At 64.0% G+C, this 20,841-nt stretch carries 16 protein-coding genes and 3 tRNA genes; 10 read left to right on the top strand and 9 right to left on the bottom strand.

Annotation, left to right across the window (positions count from 1 at the left end; genetic code table 11):
- Positions 1 to 24 precede the first annotated feature (24 nt).
- Positions 25 to 2,709, top strand: a complete 2,685-nt coding sequence (gene acnA, locus F8O09_RS01645; protein WP_158042948.1) for an aconitate hydratase AcnA — start codon at positions 25 to 27, stop codon at positions 2,707 to 2,709.
- 162 nt (positions 2,710 to 2,871) lie between these two features.
- Positions 2,872 to 4,914, top strand: coding sequence for a 1-deoxy-D-xylulose-5-phosphate synthase (dxs, locus tag F8O09_RS01640; RefSeq protein WP_158053709.1), 2,043 nt, complete (start codon positions 2,872 to 2,874; stop codon positions 4,912 to 4,914).
- 23 nt (positions 4,915 to 4,937) lie between these two features.
- On the opposite strand, the gene F8O09_RS01635 is transcribed toward dxs, so the two are convergent.
- Positions 4,938 to 6,158, bottom strand: a complete 1,221-nt coding sequence (locus F8O09_RS01635) for an HRDC domain-containing protein (protein ID WP_225732804.1) — start codon at positions 6,156 to 6,158, stop codon at positions 4,938 to 4,940.
- Between the two features lie 20 nt (positions 6,159 to 6,178).
- On the bottom strand, positions 6,179 to 6,778 hold the full coding sequence (locus tag F8O09_RS01630) for a DUF3000 family protein (RefSeq protein ID WP_158031463.1): 600 nt from the start codon (positions 6,776 to 6,778) through the stop codon (positions 6,179 to 6,181).
- Positions 6,779 to 6,841: 63 nt separating this feature from the next.
- On the opposite strand from F8O09_RS01630, the gene F8O09_RS01625 reads away from it, so the two are divergent.
- Positions 6,842 to 8,212, top strand: a complete 1,371-nt coding sequence (locus F8O09_RS01625) for an alpha/beta hydrolase family protein (protein ID WP_158031464.1) — start codon at positions 6,842 to 6,844, stop codon at positions 8,210 to 8,212.
- 6 nt (positions 8,213 to 8,218) lie between these two features.
- Here the strand turns inward: F8O09_RS01625 and F8O09_RS01620 are convergent, their stop codons facing one another.
- Positions 8,219 to 8,716 (bottom strand): SufE family protein, encoded by a 498-nt coding sequence (locus F8O09_RS01620; protein WP_158053708.1) that lies wholly within the window; start codon positions 8,714 to 8,716, stop codon positions 8,219 to 8,221.
- A gap of 89 nt (positions 8,717 to 8,805) precedes the next feature.
- Positions 8,806 to 9,717 (bottom strand): sulfurtransferase, encoded by a 912-nt coding sequence (locus tag F8O09_RS01615; RefSeq protein ID WP_158053707.1) that lies wholly within the window; start codon positions 9,715 to 9,717, stop codon positions 8,806 to 8,808.
- Positions 9,718 to 10,025: 308 nt separating this feature from the next.
- On the opposite strand from F8O09_RS01615, the gene zapE reads away from it, so the two are divergent.
- The 7 genes from zapE to F8O09_RS01580 all read left to right on the top strand — a co-directional run bounded on the left by zapE (position 10,026) and on the right by F8O09_RS01580 (position 14,212).
- On the top strand, positions 10,026 to 11,066 hold the full coding sequence (gene zapE, locus F8O09_RS01610; RefSeq protein WP_158053706.1) for a cell division protein ZapE: 1,041 nt from the start codon (positions 10,026 to 10,028) through the stop codon (positions 11,064 to 11,066).
- Between the two features lie 168 nt (positions 11,067 to 11,234).
- The gene (locus tag F8O09_RS01605) at positions 11,235 to 12,452 is read left to right on the top strand and encodes an ammonium transporter (RefSeq protein WP_158031468.1); all 1,218 of its coding nucleotides are present in this window, start codon (positions 11,235 to 11,237) and stop codon (positions 12,450 to 12,452) included.
- A gap of 389 nt (positions 12,453 to 12,841) precedes the next feature.
- Positions 12,842 to 12,914 (top strand) — tRNA-Gly (locus F8O09_RS01600).
- 99 nt (positions 12,915 to 13,013) lie between these two features.
- Positions 13,014 to 13,087 (top strand) — tRNA-Cys (locus F8O09_RS01595).
- A 56-nt stretch (positions 13,088 to 13,143) separates the two neighbouring features.
- Positions 13,144 to 13,220 (top strand) — tRNA-Val (locus tag F8O09_RS01590).
- A gap of 285 nt (positions 13,221 to 13,505) precedes the next feature.
- Entirely contained in the window at positions 13,506 to 13,733 is a 228-nt protein-coding gene (locus F8O09_RS01585) for a hypothetical protein (protein ID WP_158053705.1), read from the top strand.
- Between the two features lie 92 nt (positions 13,734 to 13,825).
- Positions 13,826 to 14,212: a nuclear transport factor 2 family protein gene (locus F8O09_RS01580; RefSeq protein ID WP_158053704.1), complete on the top strand. Its 387-nt coding sequence runs from the start codon at positions 13,826 to 13,828 to the stop codon at positions 14,210 to 14,212.
- A gap of 723 nt (positions 14,213 to 14,935) precedes the next feature.
- Here the strand turns inward: F8O09_RS01580 and F8O09_RS01575 are convergent.
- The 5 genes from F8O09_RS01575 to F8O09_RS01555 all read right to left on the bottom strand — a co-directional run bounded on the left by F8O09_RS01575 (position 14,936) and on the right by F8O09_RS01555 (position 20,742).
- Positions 14,936 to 16,345, bottom strand: coding sequence for an MFS transporter (locus F8O09_RS01575; protein WP_158053703.1), 1,410 nt, complete (start codon positions 16,343 to 16,345; stop codon positions 14,936 to 14,938).
- 236 nt (positions 16,346 to 16,581) lie between these two features.
- A complete protein-coding gene (locus F8O09_RS01570) occupies positions 16,582 to 18,180 on the bottom strand; it encodes a cytochrome b (RefSeq protein ID WP_225732803.1) in 1,599 nt (532 codons plus the stop codon).
- The gene (locus F8O09_RS01565; protein WP_158031472.1) at positions 18,177 to 19,238 is read right to left on the bottom strand and encodes a ubiquinol-cytochrome c reductase iron-sulfur subunit; all 1,062 of its coding nucleotides are present in this window, start codon (positions 19,236 to 19,238) and stop codon (positions 18,177 to 18,179) included. The genes F8O09_RS01570 and F8O09_RS01565 overlap by 4 nt, the downstream gene beginning before the upstream one ends.
- 14 nt (positions 19,239 to 19,252) lie before the next feature.
- Positions 19,253 to 20,086 carry a cytochrome c gene (locus F8O09_RS01560; protein ID WP_158031473.1) on the bottom strand — a complete coding sequence of 278 codons (834 nt, stop codon included), beginning with the start codon at positions 20,084 to 20,086 and terminating at the stop codon, positions 19,253 to 19,255.
- A 17-nt stretch (positions 20,087 to 20,103) separates the two neighbouring features.
- The gene (locus F8O09_RS01555; RefSeq protein ID WP_158031474.1) at positions 20,104 to 20,742 is read right to left on the bottom strand and encodes a heme-copper oxidase subunit III; all 639 of its coding nucleotides are present in this window, start codon (positions 20,740 to 20,742) and stop codon (positions 20,104 to 20,106) included.
- Positions 20,743 to 20,841 lie beyond the last annotated feature (99 nt).

Here is a 20,841-nt window from a genome sequence, read left to right as displayed (position 1 = left end):
AATTTCAATGATGAGAGGGGCAGCATGTCCGTAAACAGTTTCGGTGCTCGCGACACACTGACCGTCGGCGGCCAGGACTACGAGATTTACCGGTTGGACAAAGTCCCCGGCCATGAGGTGCTGCCGTACAGCCTGAAGGTGTTGCTCGAAAACCTGCTGCGCACCGAAGACGGTGCCAACATCACTGCCGAACACATCAAGGCGCTCGGCAGCTGGGATCCCAATGCTCAGCCTGACACCGAGATCCAGTTCACCCCGGCTCGCGTGGTCATGCAAGACTTCACCGGCGTTCCCTGCATCGTCGATCTGACGACGATGCGTGAGGCCATGAAGAACCTGGGCGGCGACCCCACCAAAATCAACCCGCTTGCTCCCGCCGAGCTCGTGATCGACCACTCCGTCATCGTCGACGTCTTCGGTCAGTCAGACGCCGTGCAGCGCAACGTCGAGATCGAGTACGAGCGCAACGGCGAACGCTATCAGTTCCTGCGTTGGGGGCAGCAGGCATTCGACAACTTCAAGGTGGTTCCCCCGGGCACCGGCATCATCCACCAGGTGAACATCGAGTACCTCGCCCGCGTGGTGTTCGACAAGCATCTCGAAGACGGCACTGTTCAGGCCTACCCTGACACCTGCGTCGGCACCGACTCGCACACCACCATGGTGAACGGCATCGGCGTGCTGGGCTGGGGCGTCGGCGGCATCGAAGCCGAGGCGGCCATGCTGGGGCAGCCGGTCTCCATGCTCATTCCGCGCGTGGTGGGCTTCAAGCTGAGCGGCGAGATCCCCGCCGGAGTGACGGCAACCGACGTCGTTCTCACCATCACCGAGATGCTCCGCGAACACGGTGTGGTCGGCAAGTTCGTCGAGTTCTACGGCGAGGGAGTGGCCAGTGTGCCGCTCGCGAACCGCGCTACCATCGGCAACATGAGCCCCGAGTTCGGCTCGACTGCGGCGATCTTCCCGATCGACGACGTGACGCTCGACTATCTGCGCCTGACCGGTCGCAGCGATGAGCGCGTCGCCCTCGTCGAGGCCTACGCCAAAGAGCAGGGCCTCTGGCATGATCCGAAGCACGAGCCGCACTTCTCGGAGTACATGGAGCTCGACCTGTCGACCGTCGTGCCCTCGATCGCCGGCCCGAAGCGCCCTCAGGACCGTATCAAGCTGAGCGAGTCGAAGCAGTCGTTCGAGAAGACGCTGCCGACCTACGCCGGTGAGACGAGCGAGGCTCCGGTCGAGTACGCAGGTCAGAACTTCGATCTGAAGAACGGCGCCGTCGCGGTCGCCGCCATCACTTCGTGCACGAACACGTCGAACCCCTCGGTCATGATCGCCGCAGGCCTGGTTGCCAAGAAGGCGGTGGAGAAGGGCCTCAAGCAGAAGCCCTGGGTCAAGACCTCTCTGGCCCCCGGCTCGAAGGTCGTCACCGACTACTACGACAAGTCGGGTCTCACCCCGTACCTCGAGGGCGTCGGCTTCTACACCACCGGCTATGGCTGCACGGTCTGCATCGGCAACACCGGCCCGCTGCCCGAACCGATCAGCGAGGCGATCAACGAGAACGATCTGGCTGTGACCGCCGTGCTCTCAGGCAACCGCAACTTCGAGGGCCGCATCAGCCCCGACGTCAAGATGAACTACCTCGCCAGCCCGCCGCTGGTGATCGCCTACGCACTGGCCGGTACGATGGACTTCGACTTCGAGACACAGCCGCTCGGCCAGGACACCGACGGCAACGATGTGTACCTCAAAGACATCTGGCCGACGGCCGAAGAGGTGCAGCAGACGATCGATTCGTCGATCGACCGCGACATGTTCACATCGAAGTACGCTTCGGTCTTCGAGGGCGACGAGAAGTGGCGCGGTCTGCCCACTCCCGAAGGAAAGCTCTTCGAGTGGGACGACGACTCGACCTATGTGCGCAACCCCCCGTACTTCGACGGCATGTCGAAAGACCCGGAGCCGGTCGCGGACATCACGGGTGCTCGTGTGCTGGCGAAGCTCGGTGACTCGGTCACCACCGACCACATCTCGCCCGCAGGTTCGATCAAGGCAGACACCCCGGCCGGCAAGTACCTGCTGAGCAAGGGCGTCGACCGCCGCAGCTTCAACTCGCTGGGCTCGCGTCGAGGCAACCACGAGGTGATGATCCGCGGCACGTTCGCGAACATCCGTCTCAAGAACCTGCTGCTCGACGGAGTCGAGGGTGGGTACACGCGCGACTTCACGCAGGAGGGCGGCCCGCAGTCGTTCATCTACGATGCCGCAGAGAACTATCAGAAGGCCCAGACCCCGCTGGTCGTGCTCGCAGGCAAGGAGTACGGCACGGGCTCCAGCCGAGACTGGGCTGCGAAGGGCACGCGCCTGCTGGGCGTCAAGGCGGTCATCGCCGAGAGCTTCGAACGCATCCACCGTTCGAACCTGATCGGCATGGGCGTCATCCCGCTGCAGTTCCCGGCAGGGGAGTCGTACGAGTCACTCGGCATCGACGGCACTGAGATCTTCTCTTTCTCGGGCATCGAACGCCTCAACGACGGTGAGACGCCGGCGACGGTCACGGTGACAGCGGCTCCCAGCGAGTTCTCTGCTGCGGGCAAAGAACCTGTGACATTCGAAGCAGTCGTTCGCATCGACACCCCTGGAGAGGCGAACTACTACCGCAACGGAGGCATCCTGCAGTACGTGCTGCGTCAGCTCGCTGCGTAGCCTGAACTGCCACCGAAGCCCTGAACGTCACCGTCGAGGTGACACAGAGGTCTGCGGAGATTCCGACGAAAGGGCTCGCGCCACTCCAACCGAGTGGCGCGAGCCCTTTCGCACAGTCGCAGCACGTAGCATGAGTCAAAGCACTGAGAGGTCACCATCGGCATGGCAGAGCACAGCGACATCGGACGATCATCCTCGACCCCGGCTCACGAGGCGGGGCCGGACGCCTCCGCCGGTCTGCTCTCGGGCATCCACGGACCAAGCGACCTCGACCGGCTGTCGGCCGCACAGCTGCGCGATCTCGCCGACGAGATCCGTGCGTTTCTGATCACTTCCGTCGCACGCACCGGAGGCCATCTCGGGCCGAACCTCGGCGTCGTCGAGATCACCATCGCGCTCCACCGGGTCTTCGATTCGCCGCATGATCCCATCGTCTTCGACACCGGGCACCAGTCGTATGTGCACAAACTCCTCACCGGTCGCCACGACTTCGCGCATCTTCGCCAGCGGGGCGGTCTCGCAGGCTACCCGCAGCGCTCCGAGAGCCCGCACGACATCGTGGAGAGTTCGCACGCTTCGTCTTCTCTGTCTTGGGCTGACGGCATCTCACGCGCGCTCACGCTGCGCGGCGAGACGGATCGCACCGTTGTGGCAGTGATCGGCGACGGCGCTCTGACCGGCGGCATGGTCTGGGAGGCCATCAACAACATCTCAGATCAGAACGACCGCCATCTGGTGATCGTGGTCAACGACAACGGACGTTCGTATGCTCCGACGATCGGCGGCATGGCTCGCTACATGAACGAGCTCCGCACACATGGCGGCTACGACCGCGCCTACAAGGCCAGCCGTCGGTTCTTCTATCGCCTCGGACGCCCCGGCCGTTTTCTCTTCAACAGCGTGCGCGGCGGTCTATACGGCCTGTTGCGGGCGCAGAGCGGCGAGGACTACGCCCTCTTCTCGAACCTGGACATCAAGTACATCGGCCCGGTCGACGGCCACGACATCGAGGCGATGGAGGTCGCCCTGCGTCAGGCGAAGCGCTTCGGCCACCCGGTGATCGTGCATGCGGTCACACAGAAGGGGCACGGCTACGAGCCTGCGCGCGCTGACAAGGCCGACCAGTTCCATGCGGTCGGTCGCATCGATCCCGACACCGGTCAGCCGATCTCGACGGTGAAGTCGATCACCTGGACGGCCGTCTTCTCGGACGAGATGCTCGAGCAGGCACGCCGACGTCCCGAGGTCGTGGGCATCACCGCAGCGATGCGGCTGCCGGTCGGTCTCGACGCGATGTCGCAGGCCTTCCCCGATCGGGTCATCGACGTGGGCATCGCCGAAGAGCACGCGGTGGCCTCAGCCGCCGGCCTGGCGTTCGGCGGCGCGCACCCGGTCGTCGCGCTCTACGCGACCTTCCTCAATCGCGCCTTCGATCAGGTGCTCATGGACGTCGCTCTGCACCGCGCCGGCGTCACCTTCGTCCTCGACCGGGCAGGCGTGACCGGCCCCGACGGCGCCAGCCACAACGGGCAGTGGGATCTCTCGACGCTGCAGCTGGTGCCCGGCATCCGCATCGCCGCGCCTCGCGACGCCGCGACGCTGCGCGAAGAGCTCGGAGAGGCCCTCGACGTCTCAGACGCTCCGACTGTGCTGCGATATCCGAAGGGCACTGTGAACGAACCACTGCCCGCTCTCAGCCGCTCGACAGACGGCGTCGACGTGCTCTTTCGATCGACGAGCCGCGATGTGCTCATCGTCTCGATCGGCGCGATGGCTCCCGTCGCCCTCGACGTCGCGCGTCGGCTGCACGAACAGGGCATCGGCACGACCGTGATCGATCCTCGGTGGGTCGTGCCGGTGCCGCACACGGTGCTCACGCGGGCGGCCAGACACCGACTGGTCGTCACCATCGAAGACGGCCTGCGCACCGGAGGCATCGGCACCCGCATCCGTCAGGACATGCGTGATGCCGGCATCGACACGGGACTCACTGAGTTCGGCCTGCCTGATGAATTCTTCCCGCACGCGACCCGCGACCAGCTGCTGCACGACTCGGGGCTCGACGCGGCGGCTATCACCGAGCAGGTCATCCAGATGGTGCTCGGCACGCGTGTGCCCAACGCTCGCGGAGCCCGCCATGACGGCTTTCCAGATGCCACCGACTTCGACGTCACCGATCACCGTGCGGCCTCCGACGGGCACTGAGCCCGACTGAGGCGACGTCGCGGCTACGCTGAGGCGGCCTCGCGGAAAGCCTCTGCGATCGGTGCCGCGGTGAGCTCGGTCTGCCAGGGCCGGGCACCGAGCTCTGCAAGACGTGTGGCGACTTCGGCCGCGTCGATCGGCTCCGAGGTCTCCCAAGCGAGTTCACGAAGCACTCGGGGCTGCAGCAGGTTCTCGACCGGCAGATCGTGAGCCTCGGCGATCTCGATCAGCGCCGACCTGGCTGTGCGCAGACGCTGATCGGCCTCCGGGTGCTGCCGACCCCAGGAGCGATGATGTGGCACGCCCTCGTGCGGCACGCGCACGCTGATGGGCTCTTGGCTGGCTCGCGCGCGCTGCACGGCCGCCCACCAGTGTCTCAGCTCGGAATGGGCGCCGCGCCCGTTGAACTCGCGCAGAGCCAGCAGCTCGTGCTCGTTGCGCACTGCGTTGGTCGCCGCGGCCATGATGGCGCGATCGGGGATGAGCCGGTGCGGCGAGAGATCGCGCTGCCGAGCCAGCGCATCGCGTTCGTTCCAGAGCTCGCGCACGATGCGCAGCTGCCGCGGCGTGCGCGCAGCTGTGATCCCGCTGGTGCGACGCCAAGGCTCGCCCGGCTTCTGCCGCGGTTCGAAGTCCATCTCGGCGGCGAATTCCTGCCGAGCGATCTCGAGCTTTCCCTGATCGGTCAGAAGACGTTCGACCTCGTCTCGCAGCTCGACGAGATACTCGACGTCGAGAGCCGCGTAGGCGAGCCATTCCTCAGGCAGTGGGCGTCGTGACCAGTCGGCTGCCGAGTGCTCCTTCTTCAGATGGATGCCGAAGAGATCGTCAAGCAGACCGCCGAGTCCGACATGCGGCAGATTCAGCAGTCTCGCACCCAGCTCGGTGTCGAAGAGCGCGGCGGGAGAGAGCCCGAGCGCATGCAGCGAGGGCAGGTCTTGGGTCGCCGCGTGCAGCACCCACTCTTGTCGCCCGATGACGCTCTGCAGCTCGGCCATGGCCTCGCCGTCGAAGGCGACCGGGTCGAGCAGCACCGCTGGCTCGTCGCCGCGACGCATCTGCACCAGATAGGCGTTGTCGTGATAGCGGAAACCGCTCGCGCGTTCGGTGTCGAGAGCAAGCGGGCCGTCAGCTCCTTCGAGTCGGCGCATCGCCTCCTCAAGCCCTCTGGGCGTCGCCACAACCGGTGGAATGCCGTCTGCCGGCTGCACGACGAGATGTGAGGGTTGGTCTTCGACGTTCACAGTGTGGATGAGCCTTTCGCCTACGAGTGCGTGTCAGTGAGAGTGGGCAGAAGCACCGAGATCTCGCCCGGCACCGGGGGCAGGCTCGCCGCTTCGCTGATCAGATCGATCCAGGCGAGCAGGTGGGGAGTCACCGGCTGACCGACCTCAGCCGACCATGAGGCTCGCAGTTCGATCTCTGTGCCGTCGGTCTCGGTGCTCAGTGCCCCGAAACCGGAGTTGATCGTCTTGGTGACCGTGCCCGAGATGCTGTGATAGCGCGCATGCTGCTGATGGAGTCCGTCTTCGAGCCAGGACCAGACCACGCCCGCAACGAACGGATCAAGACCGAGATCGGCCTCGAGCGGCGCCTTGAGATAGGAGATCACGCGCAGTGTCGACCCCCAGCCCTCTGGCGGCTCTGGGTTGTGCAGCAGTACGAAGCGTGCGCTGGCGCGCGAATGCACGAAAGTCGATTTGGCGTCGACCTCGACGGCGAAGGCGACGGCCTCGGGTGCGATGTGCGACGGAGCGTCGATGCGTTCGAGCACGATGTCAGAGCGGTGACGCACAGCCGAGAGCTCGCGCAGGAGGTTTGCGAACTCCGGGCTCATCTCATCGTCTCTGCGAACTTCGGTCACGCAAGCAGACTAAAATGACCGAAGGCAGACTGGCGTCAGACTCGCCGCGCTGGAGAGGATCACATGCCCGAGCACAGAGACAACCGTTCAGAGGCCCCGCAGCGCTCCGGCAGAGGACTCTCGCTGCTGGGTGTGGTGGCCGGTGTGACCGGTGCGGCAGCTGCCGTGATGGCCGCCGGAGCCGCCGCGAGCGCCCATGTCGCTCGCGAAGTCGTGATGCCGCCGAGGCGCCGCACCGAAGACGTCAGCGTCCAGGCGGTCTGGTCGGATGCGGACGGTCTCTTGATCACCCTCAAGTCGACTCGGGACTCCAGGCTGGCCGGCGTGCCGGGCGAGTACAGCTTCTGGTTCGACGAAGGTCGCGGGCATGCCGTCATCGGCGAGATCGTCGATCAGACGTGGGACAGCATCACGCGGCGCGTGCTGCGCGTCGACTTCGGCGTGCTCGACGGTCGCGTGCGTCGCGGACGTGTCAACGGATGGGTCTGGCTGACGCCGGAGTCGGCGGGTTTCGACGCCCAGAACGTGCTCATCGACGGCCCGCTCGGCCCGAACCCCGCCTGGCTGGTCTCGCATGAGCCCAGCGGCCGCCCGGTCTACGCCGTCGACCGGCCAGACGACGTCGACGAGGCTGCATCGGCACATCCGGCCGAAGCGAGCGAGCCGCCGACGGAGACCGCCGAATCCGGTGCCGACCGATCACAGACATGGGTCATCCATGTGCACGGGCGTGCCTCGGCTCGACCAGAGGTCGTCCGCGGTCTCGGCGCGGTGCAGCAGCTCGGCCTGACGTCGCTGATCGTGAGCTATCGCAACGACGGCGAGGCGACGCCCAGCGCAGACAACCGCTATGCCCTCGGCGAGACTGAATGGGAGGACGTCGAGGCGGCGATCGACTACGCGCTCTCGCACGGTGCGAAGAAGGTCTTTCTCTTCGGCTGGTCGATGGGAGGAGCCATCGTGCTCCAGACTCTGGCCAGAACGCGGCACGCCCGACGCATCGGGGGAGTGCTCCTCGACTCACCGGTCGTCGACTGGGGCGACGCCCTGGCATATCAGGCGGATGCGTCCAGCGTGCCGGCCCCGGTGCGCGAGTTCGCGCTGACCCTTTTGGGCCGACGCTGGGCCACGCCTGCGACGGGGCTGCAGAGCCCCATCGACCTCGACGCGCTGAACTGGGTCGCACGGGCGGGAGAGCTGCGCAAACCGGTGCTGCTCATGCACAGCGACGACGACGGGTTCGTGCCGAGCGGCCCGTCACGGGAGCTGGCCGCAGCACGCCCAGATCTGGTGACCTTCGTACCGTTCAAGACGGCACGACACTGCAAACTGTGGAACCACGATCGCGAACTGTGGGAGAGCAGCGTGACGGACTGGCTGACCGAGCGTTTGGCCCCGACCGCGGCTGGCACGCCGCGTGCCCGGCGCCGCTGAGCGTCGTCAGGCGTCTCGCTCAGCGATCCGGCGCCGAACTTGGGCCTTGATGCGCTCAAGGATTCCGGTCATGCCGCGCAGACGCAGCGGTGACACCGTTCGAGCGAGACCGAGTTCGAACGGGTAGTCGCTGGGTACGTCGAGTACCTGCTGCACGCTCTCACCGTCGAGGCCCTGGACCAGAATCGAGGCGAATCCGCGGGTGGTCGGTGCCTCACGCGGAGCCGTGACGTGTGGGTGCACCGTGTCGCCGTCGACGTCGACCTTCAGAAAGACGGGAGACTGGCACTCGGGCACGGGCTCAAGCAGATCGGGATCGTCGCGGTAGCGTTCCGGCAGCTCGGGCAGCTCGTCTGCGAACTCCAGCAGCAGCTGCAGCCGGTCTCGCTCACCGAGGGCGTTGAAATCCTCGGCCGTCTCGATGAGCCTGGGCGGCAGGTGCTGCGCATCGAGCTCATGGGGTGCGTCAAACAGGTGTGACGAGGGGGAGTCGGAGGTGCTCATGGACGACGAGTCTACGCTGCAGCGGGCGTCGTGCCCCGGGCCGGATGATCTGCCACAGCCCATGAGCGACTCTCTGCTCTGCAGACGGTTCAGCGGCTGACGGGAGCGGTGCCGGGTTCTGCTCCGGTCACCACCGGCACGCGCACCGCTGAGCCCCATTCAGTCCACGAGCCGTCATAGTTGCGCACGTTCTCGAAGCCGAGCAGATACTTCAGCACGAACCAGGTGTGGCTCGACCGTTCGCCGATGCGGCAGTACACGATCACGTCATCGCCCTCGCGCAGACCGGCGCCACCCGTCTCGTAGATTGCACGCAGCTCGTCGGCTGTCTTGAAGGTGCCGTCATCGTCGACGGCCTTCGCCCATGGCACACTCTGCGCGGTGGGAATATGGCCGGCCCGAAGCGCCCCTTCTTCGGGGTAGTCCGGAGCTGTGGTGCGCTCACCGAGGTATTCGGGTGTCGAGCGCACGTCGATCAGATGCTCGACGCCGATCGCGGCAAGCACGTCGTCACGATACGCACGGATTGGCGCATCTTCCCGTCGGACCACCGGATAGGCGGTCGGGGTGCGCGGGCGAACCTCGCGAGTCAGATCGCGTCCCTCGGCGATCCACTTCGATCGGCTGCCGTTGAGCAGACGCACATCTTCGTGACCGAAGAGCGTGAACACCCAGAGCGCGTAGGCCGCCCACCAGTTGTTCTTGTCACCGTAGATCACGACCGTGTCATCGCGGTCGATGCCCTTCTCACTGAGCAGCTTCGAGAAGCCCGCGCCGTCGACATAGTCGCGCACGACCGGGTCGTTGAGATCGGTGTGCCAGTCGATCTTGACCGCACCGGGGATGTGCCCGGTCTCGTAGAGCAGCACGTCTTCGTCGCTCTCGACGACGACGAGTCCGGGTTCGCCCAGATGTTCGGCGAGCCACTCGGTGGTGACCAGGCGCTCAGGATGCGCGTAGCCTGCGGTCTTCGGATCTGACGAGTCGACGGCGACAGTCATGATGTTCTCCTTCGTTGCCTCGACTCGTTCGAGTCTCGGTGATGTCGATCACGATACTGCACCCGACTCGCCTGCGGCAGCGTTCCGCAACAGCAGGTCATGTGATGGCAAGTGCGCACCGTCGTCGCTCATGTCTGCACGAGCCGCCCCACGAACCCGCTACAGTGAACAGGGTGCCGCGAACAGGGTGCCGCGCTGGATCTCATGCACGCGCATCCGCATCACGACGCTCACTCGGATATGACGCGGGTCGCCACGATTCGGCCACCGCCACACACGCGTGCACTGCCGCCGCCAGAGAGGAACGCATGATCTCGCATATCGTCGATGTGCACCCGAATCTCGATCCCGACGAGCTCGTCGCGAACCTCGTGCCGCCACCGCTCTTCCAGACCGCGTCGTTCGAGAGCTACCAGCCCAGTGCCGATTACCCGTCGCAGCTGGAGGCCGTCGAGGCCCTGCGCACGTTCTCCGACCGCTGGGGAGCAGTGAAGCGCCGCAGCCTCTTCGGCAGAAGCAAAAAGGCGGCGAAGCAGGCCAGCGGCATCTATCTCGACGGCGGCTTCGGCGTCGGCAAGTCCCACCTGCTGGCAGCGCTGTGGAACACCGCTCCGCAGCCCAAGGCCTATGGCACCTTCTTGGAGTACACATCGCTGGTCGGCGCACTCGGATTCGAGAACGCCGTCGCCAAGCTGCGCGGCTACTCCCTGCTGTGCATCGACGAGTTCGAACTCGACGACCCCGGCGACACAATGATCATGACCCGGCTGCTGAAGGAGCTCGCGGCGACCGGCACCTCGATCGTGGCCACATCGAACACGCCGCCGAACGCCCTCGGCGAGGGCAGATTCGCCGCCTCCGACTTCATGCGCGAGATACAGTCGCTCGCCTCGATCTTCCAGGCGCTGCGCATCGACGGTCAGGACTACCGACGGCGCGACGTGAACAGCGAGGCCATCCCCTGGGAGCCCGCACAGATCGATCAGCTCGTCGCACAGCATCAGTCGGACGACCTGCGCGTGTCGCAGGACGCCTTCGCCGACGTCATCGATCACATCTCGACGCTGCACCCAGTGCAGTACTTCGCCCTTGCGCGCTCTGCCGACACGTTCGTCTGGTCGGGAGTCGGACGCCTCACGAGGCAGGACGACGCGCTGCGTCTCGTGGCGCTGATCGACCGTCTGTACGACGCACAGAAGCCGATCGTGGCAGCAGGCCTGCCGCTGACCGAGGTGTTCAGCCAGGAGATGATCGACGGCGGATACCGCAAGAAGTATCTGCGCTGCGTCTCGCGTCTCGACGCGCTCACCACACTCGCTCACGAGACCTACGACGTGGCCAAGGCCTGACGCTTCTCGAAACACTACCGTAACAGCGGCCTCCGACGCGTAACAGCGCCGTAACCCTTGCGCATATCATGCGAAATCTCTGCACCCGAGACTGAACTCAGTTCGTGATAGTCGTCGCATTATGATGCGCGGTCGCGATCCCATGATCAGTTCGAGAGAGGTTTCACCATGACAGAGACAGTCACGACCGGCACCATATGGTTGCTGGTGTCGACCGCGCTGGTGTTGTTCATGACGCCCGGCGTCGCCTTCTTCTATGGCGGCCTTGTACGGGCAAAGTCCGTCGTCAGCATGCTCATGCTCAGCTTCGGGTCCATGGGACTCATCGGGCTGCTCTGGGTGCTCTACGGGGCGAACATGACGAGCATCGCCGAAGACGCGAGCCCGTGGTCGTTCGCTGGCAACCCGTTCTCGGCCTTCGGGCTCAGCGGGGTCAGCGGCGAGGATCTCGTCTCGACCGTCTACGGTTCGACCTTCGCCATCATCACCGTGGCACTGATCTCGGGAGCCATCGCCGATCGCGCGAAGTTCGGCTCGTGGATGATCTTCGCAGCACTCTGGGCGACTCTCTCGTACTTTCCGGTCGCGGCCTGGGTCTGGGGCGGCGGCTGGATCGGCACCGTGGTGCCTGAGTGGTTCGGCGTAGACGGCGTGCTCGACTTCGCCGGCGGCACGGTCGTTCACATCAACTCCGGTGCCGCGGCTCTGGCCCTCGCCATCGTTCTCGGCCGCCGCATTGGCTTCGACAAGGGCATCGCGAAGCCGCACAACGTGCCGCTGGTTCTGATCGGTGCATCAGTGCTGTGGTTCGGCTGGTTCGGCTTCAACGGAGGCGCAGCGACAGATGACGCGACCGCCGGTCTCATCTACCTGAACACCATGGTGACGCCTGCAGCTGCGATTCTGGCCTGGCTCGTCGTCGAGAAGCTGAAGACGGGCAAGGCGACCGCGGTCGGTGCCGGAACGGGTGCTGTGGCGGGTCTGGTCGGCATCACCCCGGCGTGCGATCAGCTCACTCCTGGTGCGGCCATCCTGTTGGGCCTCATCGTCGGCGGCGTCTGCGCACTCGCCGTCAACGCGAAATGGGTGCTCGGCTACGACGACTCGCTCGACGTGGTCGGCGTGCACCTCGTCGGCGGACTCATCGGCTGTGTGTACCTGGGCTTCTTCGCCAACGACTCGGGACTCTTCTACGGCTACGGCTGGGGACAGCTCGGCGCTCAGATCGTCGGTTCGGTACCAGTGGCGATCTACTCCTTCATCGTCGCCTTCATCATCGGCAAGGTCATCGACAAGACCATCGGCTTCCGCGTCAAGAACGAAGACGAAGTGGCCGGCATCGACCTGCGTGTGCACGGCGAGTCCGGATACGCCCTGCAGAACTGAGGGTTCATGCTGAAAGCCGCTCCTGAGCGGCAGAAATGAACAAAGCAGCGCTTCACACGTGAAGAGGGTGCGGCAGCCGTCACAGGCTCCGCACCCTCTTCGTGTGTGTCCCAAGAACAACCATGTGTGACGTGGCGCCAGGCGGCGGTGATCGACCGAAATCTGATTCCAGGGCACATGGACCGCAGCCGTCTGGCTGATGCCTCAAGCGCCGCTCTCGGCTCAGCTGCACCCCGGTCGAAGGCCTGAAGTCAGGCAGCAGACGGTGCGACACGCCCGCGATACCTGGATCGGTTCACCCCGATTTTGCATTCGCGCGGAGTTACGGTACATTATTCAAGTCGCCGGAACACGGGGACAACGTTGAGAAGCTTCAAGCTGATCGACATGCGGATGTGGCTCAGTTGGTAGAGCACCACCTTGCCATGGTGGGGGTCGCGAGTTCGAATCTCGTCATCCGCTCGGAGGGTTCTTTCACTTGTGAAAGACCTGCCACAGGCTCCGCTTCACAGGGGCCGCTTCACAGGTACTGCTTCATTGAGAACCTGTGTGGTCTGGCATGGTGGAGTGGCCGAGTGGCGAGGCAGCGGCCTGCAAAGCCGTATACGCGGGTTCGACTCCCGTCTCCACCTCCAACCGGCTTCGGCCGGAGTCGACGCAAGTCGGCATACGCACTCGACGGTTCGAGTACGGGCGATTGGCGCAGTCTGGTAGCGCGCTTCCCTGACACGGAAGAGGTCAGCAGTTCAAGTCTGCTATCGCCCACCACCGGATAGGCCCGGAATCACGCGGAAGACGCGGGGTTCCGGGTCTTCTTTCGTTAACGCGCGGATAGCAGACGGAGAGCAGGCCTGCGTCACGCTTCGCTCGTGCAGGCGACTGCGGAGGTTTCCTGCTGTACTCGGGGATTCCTCACGTGCGCATGAGGAGAAGATGCGGCTGGTCGTGTGTGCATCATTGCTGAGACAGCCATGCAGACAGCGGTAACGCCCAACCTGGCTTGCACCGGGCGGGCGGATACGTGTGTCTGCGGCTCGTGCCACACTGGCCCGTATGAAGGGCGAAGCGACAGCAACCTACGACGCCGGCAGAGTCACGATCGAGATTCATACCTCGGGTGTGCTGATCGGCCGGTGGGCTGTGCGCGCTGCCCGCGTCTCGGACGTCCAGCGGGTCATGGTCGACGAAGGCTGGCGCGTTCAGCTGCGCAAGACGATGTCGGGTGGGGCGGTCTGGCGCGGTGAGGCGGTACGGCCGGACGACTGGGCGAAGCATCTCTGATGCGAATAGATGCCTCTTCGGGTGGGCAAGATCGCTATCTGTGCTATCACTAGGACTGCAGCCCGCTTTATCGACTTTGAATTGAGAATCCCGTGACCACACTTGCACTCGCACTGTCCGACCTCCTCAACGATCACCAAACACCTCTCGAGACTCTGTTGGACCGTCACTTCAATGCCGACTACCGCCAGCGCACCAATGGCGACTGGACCACGCGTGAGCAGTTCGCTGAGCACATCAAGCACCTTCGCGCCATCACCAGCAACGCTGAGGTCAAAGTGCTGGACGAGCTCACCGATGGCAGCCACTATGCAGAGAGACACCGCGTCGTTGTGACAAAACGAGACCAGTCAACCGTCGAGCAAGAGGTCTACGTGTTCGCACAACTGGACTCTGACGGAAAGTTCCTCTCACTCGAGGAAGTGACTCTCATGGTGCAGGGAGCTGAACAGGATCGGAATATCGGCAGTGCACGTTGACAAAAGGTCGTGTGCTGGACGAAGAGCCAGCTTGCGCCCTTTCGCCCTCATTCCATACATGCCACCCACCGCTCACATGCTTCCGCTGACGGCGGTGCATGCTGCGGTCCAGACTGCTTCTCATCTCTGTCATTCATGCTCTTGAGCATGTTGGCTTGCGGCGCTCCGCAGGCCTGGGCACAGGGGAGTGGCTTCGTCTGTCGGAGAGCAAACGGAGAGCAGATTTCAGTGCCAGTGCTTGCTCGATTGGGCCGACGTCCCGCAGCACGCCCACGACGTCCGCTCTGCGGCGACAACAGCTGACGAACAGGGCACCTACCCACCAGGCACGGTGAACGGCCGGCGCTCAGCGGCTGCTCATCGCGGTGCTGAACAAGCGGCACGGAGATCCACCTTCCTCAGCCTCCGCTTGAAGGGTACGTCTCGTGGAATATGCGATCACTCCGCATCTGTGGTCACAGGCAGTTCTGGTTCTGCTCGAGTCATCCGCGCGAATAACTGGGACCCGCTGCGTGCGTGCTCACAGGGCGCCACAGACGCAGATGAGGGGCTCCCGCCGCCCCCTCCACGGCAGGAACCCCTCTGTGAGCGCTGCATCACTGCTGTCGACCACGTCTATAGATTAGATGACCCGACTGACATGCCTCAATGGTGATAGCTCACCACAGCATCGGTGAGCATGGGCCAGCACGTTCCGTCGGCGCATGTGCAACGGCCGGAGAGTCAGTCGGTCAACGCCTGGCCCATGTGTTCGTCGAGCAGCAGGGCTGACAGAGCCGCCAGCACGAATGCCACGCCGAAAATGCTGAAGAGCACTCCGGTGCCGCCCCAGGCCGCCGCAAGCACGACCGGCACCAACAGGGGCGCGATGATGGATGCCACACGACCGAACCCCGCCGACCACCCGGTGCCGGTGCCACGCAGTGCAGTCGGGAAGACTTCTGGGGAGATGGCATAGAGCGCGCCCCAGGCGCCCAGATTGAAGAAGCTCAGCAGACATCCGCTGACCAGAATGGCCGTCACCGAGCCGGCTGTGCCGAAGAGCACTGCCGAGACGGCTGAGCCGATCAGGAACGACGCCAGCGTCCAGCGACGCCCCCAATGCTCGATCAGCCATGCTGCAACCGCATAGCCGGGCAGCTGCGCCAGTGTGATGATCAGGGTGTATCCGAAGCTCTTCACCAGATCGTATCCCTGTGCTGCGAGAATCGAGGGGATCCAGATGAAGGCCCCGTAGTACGAGAAGTTCACCAGGAACCAGACCAGACTCAGCGCGACGGTGTTGCGAACCTGCCCACGCCGCCACAGCCCGCCGAAACCACTGGTCGCAGTTCTGCTCGCGGCTTCGTCTGCGCCTTCAGCGGAGGCCGGGGGGAGTGTAGCAGCCTCACCCGCGGCCTGCACCCGGAACATCACTGGCGAATTCTCGAAGCGGCGCACGATCTGCTCGGCCTCATCATGGCGGCCGCGCGTCTCGAGAAAGCGGATCGACTCCGGCAGCCCGAACCGGACGAACGCCGCGTAGAGTGCTGGCACCGCGCCGATCAGCATGGCGATGCGCCAGCCCCAATCTCCATGTGGGACCAACAGGTAGCCGAGCAGCGCTGCAAGCAGCCAGCCGATGGCCCAGAAGGCCTCAAGCACGACGATGATGCGACCGCGGATGCTCGGGGGCGCGAACTCGCTCACGTATGTGCTGGCAACAGGCAGCTCAGCGCCGAGCCCCAGCCCCACTATGAAGCGCATGACGAGGAAGAACGCGAGCACCGGTGCGAACGCGCTCAGCGCTGCGCCAAGGCCAAAGATCAGCAGAGTCAGCGCGAACACCGTGCGCCTGCCGAAACGATCGGCGAGCCTGCCACCCAGCATTGCGCCCAGGGCCATACCGATGAACCCGAGCGAGACGATCCAACTCTGCTCGGTCGAAGAGAGAGCCCATTCGCTCTTCAATACGACGATCACGTACGAGATGAGCGCGACGTCGAGAGCATCGAGCGCCCATCCGATCCCCGAAGAGGTGACCAAGTGGGCATGAGCCCGAGTGAAGGGAAGTCTGTCCAAGCGCTGGGTGAGCGTCGGAGCTCCGGCAGAGGCCGCCGACGGCGGCACGTCATTATTGGTTGTGTCTGTCATAGAAGACAGTATTGCACAGGTCTGAACAGGTATGTTCGATTGTACCGAACGAAACGATGTGCTTGTCTGCGGACGACCGGCAGGGAAGTCCGCGGCTGACGGCCCAGAGCGGCGGATACCGCCCAAGCCGTTACCGCCCGAGGCCATGAGACACAAAGAGGGCCTCGCCACAATGGCGAGGCCCTCTTCGAATGCTCAGCAGGCCATGAGGGCGTGCCGCACACGGGTGCAGAGCATCAGTGGTGCTCGTGCTGTGCCGCAGCAAGCTCCTCCGGAGTGACCGGCTTGACCCGGCTCTCGAAGAAGAAGCGGCTGAACCATGAGCGACGACGATCCTTGTTGTAGATCTTGCCGTCGGAGCGCGGGCGAACCGGCACCGGAACGTTCTCTTCGAACGAGACGAGACGCCAGCGCTCGTACTCATCGAGAGGACGGTGCAGCTCCTGGAACTCCCCGTGAGGATACCGGATGACATGACCAGTCTCGACACCGTGCAGAACCAGATCACGATCCTTTCGCTGCAGAGCGAAGGCAACGCGGCGAGTGATGATGAAGGCGATGATCGGCCCGAGGATCAGCGATGCCTGCAGCACGTGAGTGACCAAAAACACATTCCAGTGGAAGAAGACGCTCATCACGTCAGACGATGCCGCTGCCCACATGGTCGCGTAGAAGGCAATGCCTGCCGCGCCGATCGCCGTGCGGGTCGGCGCGTTGCGCGGGCGATCCAGAACGTTGTGGTTGCGGTCGTCTCCGGTGATCCACTTCTCAACGAAGGGGTAGGCCACCAGCACGGCGATGAAGCCACCGAGCAGCACCACAGGAGCCATGATGTTCCACGAGAACGTGAAGCCGAAGATCACCGATTCCCAGTGCGGCGGGATCAGTCGCAGTGCGCCATCCGCCCAGCCGATGTACCAGTCCGGCTGCGTGCCTGCCGAGACTGGCGACGGATCGTATGGCCCGTAGTTCCAGATCGGGTTGATCGTGAACGTAGCGGCGATCACTGTGAGCAGACCGTAGACGATGAAGAAGAAGCCGCCGGCCTTGGCTGCGTACACCGGGAGCACCGGGTAGCCGACGACGTTCGTCTCACGGGCACCGGGGTTCGGGTAATGCGTGTGCTTGTGCAGAACCACCATCAGCAGGTGCACGGCGATCAACAGGATGATCAGCGCAGGGATCAACATGATGTGCAGCATGTACAGACGGTTGATCAGGTCGGTGCCGGGGAACTCGTTGCCGAAGAACAGGAACGAGAGCCAGGTGCCGATGAGGGGGAGCCCCTTCATCAGACCGTCGATGATGCGCAGACCGTTGCCCGAAAGCAGATCGTCAGGAAGTGAGTAGCCGGTGAACCCGGCTCCCATGCCGAGCACCCAGAGCAGCACACCGACGATCCAGTTCAGTTCACGCGGCTTGCGGAACGCACCTGTGAAGAAGATGCGAGCCATGTGCAGTGTCGCTGCCGCGACGAACATCAGTGCCGACCAGTGGTGCAGCTGGCGCATGAGCAGCCCGCCGCGGATGTCGAACGAGAGATCCAGCGTCGAGGCATAGGCCGCGGACATGTGGATGCCCTTCAGCGGGATATAGGAGCCGTCGTACGTGGTCTCGACCATCGACGCCTGGAAGAACAGGGTCAGAAACGTTCCGGAGATCAGCAGCGCAACGAAGCTGTACAGCGCCACCTCGCCGAGCATGAACGACCAGTGGTCGGGAAAGATCTTGCGCCCGAACTCCTTGACGACCCCTGCGACGCCGAGGCGTTCGTCGAGATAGTCAGCGGCACGACCCGCCTTGGTCGTGGGTTTTGTCGTCACTGTCGTGGTCACTTTTCAATCTCCCAGAAGCTCGGTCCGACTGGTGCGCGGAAGTCACCCTTCGACACCAGATAGCCTTCGCTGTCAACCGTGATAGGCAGCTGGGGCAGCGGACGGTTCGCCGGGCCGAAGACGACCTTGGCGCCGTCTGCGATGTCGAACGTCGACTGGTGGCACGGGCAGAGCAGATGATGCGTGTGCTGCTCGACCAGAGCGACAGGGCATCCCACGTGCGTGCAGATCTTTGAGTATGCGAGGATGCCGTGATATCCGTCTTCGGCGCCCGACTTGATCTCGTTCTCGGGCAGACGGACGAGCAGCACGGCCGCCTTGGCCTTTTCGATGATGCGCTGCGAATGATTCTCGATTTCGAGCAGGTTCTCGGGGATCACGTGGAAGGCCGAGCCGAGCTGAACATCTGAGGCCTTGATCGGGCGACCGTTCGGATCCCGAACGAGCTTCAGGCTGTCCTGATCGCCCCAGATGGTGTGGCGCAGTTTCTCAGCCGGATTGACCAGCCCCTGGCTGACCGGAGCGAGGTCACGCAGCATGACGATGCCCGGCAGGGGAGCGACGACCGCCGCACCGATCAGCGAGCGACGCAGCACCGTACGACGGCTGATGCCGCTCTCTTTGTCTGCCGTCTGCAGAATCTCGATGGCCTCTGCACGAGTCTCGTCCGAGGAGCGAAGCGTGTGCCGTTCCTCTTCCATCTCGTGCGCCGGCATGAGCTGCTTCGCGAAGTGCACGGCACCGATGCCGATCGCCAGGAACGCGAAGCCGATCGACAGACCGAGCCACAGGTTGTTCGGATGGACCGTCGACATGTCGTCGGCCTTAATCGGCACGGCGATGTAGACGATGATCGCGATGACGCTCGCCACCGCCGAGGCGATGAACCAAGCGGTAACCTGACGCTCGGCGCGCTTGGCGGCCTTCGGGTCGCGGTCAGTGACGCGCTCGGGTGAGTGGGGCTCGATGCCCGGGTTCTCGAACCCATGTTCGAGCACTACCGTCGTGCTCTGTGGCTCGTGTTCTGACACAGGAGTCTCTTCCTTGTTCTTTGCCATAGTGTTCTCTCCGCTCAGTCAGCCCGTGCACCAAGCCAGATGGTGAATGCGACAATCGCACCGATGCCGAAGATCCAGATGAACAGCCCCTCAGACACCGGACCGAGCGATCCGAGATCGACGCCACCGGGAGACTGATTCTTCTCGACGTACTTCAGGTACGAGATGATCCCGGCCTTCTCTTCAGGCGAGAGGTTGGTGTCGTTGAACACCGGCATGTTCTGCGGGCCGGTGATCATGGCTTCGTAGATGTGCGTCTCAGAGACCCCCATCAGCGAGGGCGCGTACTTGCCCTCGGTCAGCGCACCGCCGGCGCCGGCGACGTTATGGCACATCGCGCAGTTGATGCGGAAGAGCTCGGCACCCGATGCGACCTTCTCGGAGTCAGTGGTGTCGACCTGCTTCGCGATGTCACTCGGTATGGCCGGGCCGGAGCCGACCGATGCCACGTAGGCCGCGAGAGCCTTGATCTGTTCGTCGGTGAACTGCGGAGCTTTGACCTGCGCCTGCGGGCCCTGCATCTGCATCGGCATACGGCCGGTGCCGACCTGGAAGTCGACCGATGCGGCCCCGACGCCGACCAGCGACGGGCCGGCGTCCGAACCCTGAAGATTGAGTCCGTGGCACGTGGCGCAGTTTGCCTGGAAGAGCTTCTGGCCCTCGTCGACCTGCTCCTGGGTGTTGGCCACCTTCTCGATGTCGGTCGACGACGAGCTGGCCTGTGCCACAGCAGCGTAGCCTCCACCGGTCACAGCGAGACCGATGGCGAGCAGACCGATGGTGGCGAGCGGTCCGCGACGCTTGGAGCGGCGGCTCACCTTGGACTTATGGTTCTTGCGAATCTTCATTCCTGCTAACTCCAGTCTCAACCGATGAGCGGAAGGATGTAGACGGCCGTGAACAGAATCAGCCAGACGACATCGACAAAGTGCCAGTAGTACGACACCACGATGGCGCTCTGCGCCTCACGGTGGCCGAACTTGCGCGACGCGTACGTGCGGCCGATGATCACGAGGAACGCGATCAGGCCACCGATGACGTGCAGCGCGTGGAACCCGGTGCCGACGAAAAACGCAGACCAGAAGGTGTCGGTCGACATGGCCACACCCTCGTGGTACAGCGTCGCGTACTCGAACACCTGACCGGTCACGAAGATGGCACCCAGAGCGAAGCTCAGGAAGAACCACTCGGCGACGCCCCAGTTCTTAATGCCCTTGCCGGTCTTGCGCGGCTGCAGACGCTCTGCCGCGAAGACGCCGAACTGACACGTGACTGACGAAAGCACCAGGATCACGGTGTTGACCGCAGCGAAGGGAATGTTCAGGACGGCGATGCCGTCTTGCCATTGGCCCGTCGAGGTCGTCCACAAGGTGAAGTAGACGGCGAAGATGGCCGCAAAGAACATGACCTCGCTGGCAAGCCAGACGATGGTACCTACGGCTGTGGCGCTCGGCCTGTTGACACTCGCCTGCGCAGACTTATTCGTTAATGCTGTACTGGACACGCTTCTATTATGACCTATGAATCACCCATGTCTTGACCAAACGGAGCGGTTCGAGAGAATTCCCTCATCTAGAGTCGGAGTGCGTCCGGTGTGTTCCCA

The sequence above is a fragment of the Pseudoclavibacter sp. CFCC 11306 genome, assembly GCF_008831235.1.
Classification (GTDB): domain Bacteria; phylum Actinomycetota; class Actinomycetes; order Actinomycetales; family Microbacteriaceae; genus Pseudoclavibacter_A.
Note: the sequence above shows the minus strand (reverse complement) of the source record. Positions and strands in the feature narration are given on the sequence as shown.

What these genes read in the sequence shown, in the direction of transcription:
- acnA (WP_158042948.1), top strand. Translation starts at nt 25, where the DNA reads ATGTCCGTAAACAGTTTCGGTGCTCGCGACACACTGACCGTCGGCGGC.
- dxs (WP_158053709.1), top strand. Translation starts at nt 2,872, where the DNA reads ATGGCAGAGCACAGCGACATCGGACGATCATCCTCGACCCCGGCTCAC.
- F8O09_RS01625 (WP_158031464.1), top strand. Translation starts at nt 6,842, where the DNA reads ATGCCCGAGCACAGAGACAACCGTTCAGAGGCCCCGCAGCGCTCCGGC.
- F8O09_RS01620 (WP_158053708.1), bottom strand. Translation starts at nt 8,716, where the DNA reads ATGAGCACCTCCGACTCCCCCTCGTCACACCTGTTTGACGCACCCCAT.
- F8O09_RS01615 (WP_158053707.1), bottom strand. Translation starts at nt 9,717, where the DNA reads ATGACTGTCGCCGTCGACTCGTCAGATCCGAAGACCGCAGGCTACGCG.
- zapE (WP_158053706.1), top strand. Translation starts at nt 10,026, where the DNA reads ATGATCTCGCATATCGTCGATGTGCACCCGAATCTCGATCCCGACGAG.
- F8O09_RS01605 (WP_158031468.1), top strand. Translation starts at nt 11,235, where the DNA reads ATGACAGAGACAGTCACGACCGGCACCATATGGTTGCTGGTGTCGACC.
- F8O09_RS01585 (WP_158053705.1), top strand. Translation starts at nt 13,506, where the DNA reads ATGAAGGGCGAAGCGACAGCAACCTACGACGCCGGCAGAGTCACGATC.
- F8O09_RS01575 (WP_158053703.1), bottom strand. Translation starts at nt 16,345, where the DNA reads ATGACAGACACAACCAATAATGACGTGCCGCCGTCGGCGGCCTCTGCC.
- F8O09_RS01565 (WP_158031472.1), bottom strand. Translation starts at nt 19,238, where the DNA reads ATGGCAAAGAACAAGGAAGAGACTCCTGTGTCAGAACACGAGCCACAG.
- F8O09_RS01560 (WP_158031473.1), bottom strand. Translation starts at nt 20,086, where the DNA reads ATGAAGATTCGCAAGAACCATAAGTCCAAGGTGAGCCGCCGCTCCAAG.